Below are 3054 nucleotides of genomic sequence, written 5' to 3'. Positions count from 1 at the left end.
ACATAATAATATTATCGCGTTCTAAATTAATAGTGATTTGTATAAACAATCCATATCTCGCCAAGCATATGCTATTTCTTCTACATTTAGTCTTTCTAAAAGTTTCGTGTCAATTTTTTCCGGATTATATTTTTCATAAAACTTTTTAGAAGGATTATTAGAAACTACCCAAACTAAAAGAGATTGCATATTATCTTTTTTACAATCAAATAGTAAAGCTTGAAATAATCTTTGTCCTATCTTCATTCCTTGATACTCTTGTAAAATGTATATTGCATATAATTCCCCATCACAATTATATGTACCTGTTCTTTCAACTCCCCCATCGATAAATCCAATTATTTTACCATTTAACGTTTCTGCTACAAACCTAAATTGATGCCCGTCTTCTTTTTGAAATATACTTTCCCATAGCTTTTCTCGTTGGTCATACGTTATATTGTCTAAAATTTCATTAGAGAATATCCCCTTATACGTTGTTTTCCAACTATCCACATGCACTTTTGCAATTGCCGAAATATCATCTTTTATTGCCCTTCTAATATGTATCTCCACCATACTCATCCCCCTTAGAAAATAATTATAGCAAAATGTTTTGTATGCATTAAAAAAAGAGTGAATTTTCATCACTCTTTTTATCTACTTTCAACTTCTACTGAAACAACATGATCGATTTCTTTTAAAGAACTATATAATTCAGTTGTATATAAATCTTCTGGAGCTAAAATGACCATTTCCAATTGCTGAGATGCCCCATTATCAATATCTTTAATTTTCACTCGTTTCACTTGCATATTTAAATTTTTAATTTGCTTAAAAATCCCGTCTAACTCTCGATGTTTGTTTACGGTAATTTTTATAGATAAGTCCTTTTGTCTTAATGAATAAGGGCCTGCAATTTTCACAATTTGCGGAAGTACGTTAATCGCTAATATAATTAAAATCATAGCAACCGTCGCTTGTATATAAAACCCTGCACCAATCGCAATACCTAGTGCTGAAGCGGCCCATACCATAGAGGCTGTCGTTAATCCTGAAATAACGTCATTATTTCTTCGTAAAATTACCCCTGCTCCAAGAAAACCGATCCCACTAACAATTTGAGCGGCGAGACGCATTGGATCCATGTTTGTATGACCCGGTACAGAATAAACATTCACTGATTCAATTGAAACCATTGTAATTAAACAACTCGCTACGGAAATAACCATACTTGTTTTCACACCAAGCGGTTTATTCTTTAGCTGCCTATCTATTCCGATGAATAATCCTAAAAAGAGTGCTAAACCTAATTTGAATAAAAATTCATATGACATAATTCCTTCTCCTTACTTTACAATGTTTCCCTTCGAATATTTCACTATAACTCTTTTATGATATCAATTCCAGTCTTTTCTATTCATTTAAAGTAAAAAACCGAAAAAACATTTTTGACAATGTTTCCCCGGCTTTTTATTATAATTAAGATCTTTCTTTATTTTTGTTCTTTAATTTTAATTTGTGCATCTTTATAAAATGCTAACTTATTATCATTATACTCTTTTGTATGTTTATTAAATTGTTCTTTCGCCTTTTGAGCTTCCACATTTAACTCATTAACAGTTTTAACTTTTTCACCAATTTCTTTTAACTTCGTTTCTTTTACTTTTAATTTTTCATACAGCTCTTTTTCATTCGCTAACGCCTTCGTGTAATCCTCATTCATTTTTTGGAATGCAGCATAACGGTTTTTATACGACTGTTCTACTGCTTTAGCTTGTTTTTGTAATTTCTTATCTTCAAGCTTCTCTATATTGCTTTGAACTGATTTCGTCTCCTTCTGAGCTTTCTCTAACAGTTCTTTCTCGTTTTTCAATACTTTCTCACGCTCATTTACATTTGCAGTAGCTTCCTCTATCTTCTTCGTGACTGCTTCATTATGTTCTTTACCTTCTTGTAAAATTTGAGAATATAGTTCTTGCCCTTGCTTTTCTAATTGCTCTAACTTTTTCGTATCATCAGCTAACGATTTTTCTTGTGTCGCTGCTGCTTCAAAAGCCGTATATAAATTTTCTTCTGGTTTTTCACCGAAACAACCTGATAATAATCCTACTGATAATGCTCCAACTACTGCTACTTTTCCATACTTCAACTTCAATTCCTCCAATTACATACGGTTATCGTGCCAGAAATTCACTGGGAAGTGATTCTCTTCATGGTATGCCTCAAATTCATAACCTTTTTCTTTTAGACCCTTTAAAATTGCTGGCACAGCAGCAACTGATTGCGGGTGAATGTCATGCATTAAAATGACTTCTTGCGGTTTTGTTGCACCAGCTAATACATTTTGAGCGATTTGCGCTGCCGCTGCATCCACTGGTACTTTATTGTATTTCCAGTCTAAAGAATCAATTGTCCAGTCCCACACTTTTAAACCATCCTCAACTACTTTATTTCGGAGACCTTCATTTAAACCAGGCATCGATCCGTATGGAGGACGTGTTAATTTAGGGGCTTTCCCAATAATATTTGCGATTAAGCCTTGATCTTCTTTCATTTCATTAACATACTCGCCATTTTTATATAACTTCGCAAAATTGTGTGTCATACTATGCATTCCAACATAATGTCCTTCTGCATTTTCACGTTTTACTAAATCAGGAAACTGTTTTACATTCGCACCAATTAAAAAGAATGTCGCCTTCGCATCATGCTGTTTTAACATATTCAATAATTCAGCCGTATATTTTCCTGGCCCATCATCAAATGTAAGATAAGCAACTTTTCTTTCCATTCCGTTAAAACGACTTGGCGCCGTTTTATTCATTTCAACTTTCGATTGTTCACTTGCAAGCTGCACTATATTTTCTTGCTTCGCAACAGCTTTTGCTGGTGAAGTAATAGATTGAAACATGAAATACCCAATAGCTACTATTGCAATCGCTACTGAAACAACTGCAACTCGTTTAATTTTAAAAGCCTTTTCCATTCTATCGAATTCCTCTCCCTATTAATCTTATATATAAATCACCCAATATAATTATACATCTATTTATTTTATTACACTATATAAAC

General features: G+C 33.0%; 4 protein-coding genes. All 4 read right to left on the bottom strand.

Annotated elements, in window-relative coordinates:
- Positions 1 to 21: 21 nt before the first annotated feature.
- The 4 genes from AB3X49_RS20315 to AB3X49_RS20300 all read right to left on the bottom strand — a co-directional run bounded on the left by AB3X49_RS20315 (position 22) and on the right by AB3X49_RS20300 (position 2968).
- Entirely contained in the window at positions 22 to 558 is a 537-nt protein-coding gene (locus AB3X49_RS20315) for a GNAT family N-acetyltransferase (RefSeq protein WP_002141362.1), read from the bottom strand.
- 77 nt (positions 559 to 635) lie between these two features.
- Complete coding sequence (locus tag AB3X49_RS20310) at positions 636 to 1316, bottom strand: MgtC/SapB family protein (RefSeq protein ID WP_002012374.1); 681 nt, start codon at positions 1314 to 1316, stop codon at positions 636 to 638.
- 158 nt (positions 1317 to 1474) lie between these two features.
- Complete coding sequence (locus AB3X49_RS20305) at positions 1475 to 2131, bottom strand: YkyA family protein (protein WP_367964358.1); 657 nt, start codon at positions 2129 to 2131, stop codon at positions 1475 to 1477.
- A 15-nt stretch (positions 2132 to 2146) separates the two neighbouring features.
- Positions 2147 to 2968 (bottom strand): peptidoglycan-N-acetylglucosamine deacetylase, encoded by an 822-nt coding sequence (locus AB3X49_RS20300; protein ID WP_002064921.1) that lies wholly within the window; start codon positions 2966 to 2968, stop codon positions 2147 to 2149.
- Between the last annotated feature and the right edge of the window lie 86 nt (positions 2969 to 3054).

Source organism: Bacillus sp. C30 (assembly GCF_040838255.1).
Taxonomy (GTDB): domain Bacteria; phylum Bacillota; class Bacilli; order Bacillales; family Bacillaceae_G; genus Bacillus_A; species Bacillus_A mycoides.
The sequence above is the reverse complement of the archived record's forward strand: the minus strand, read 5'-3'. Positions and strand labels throughout refer to the sequence as shown.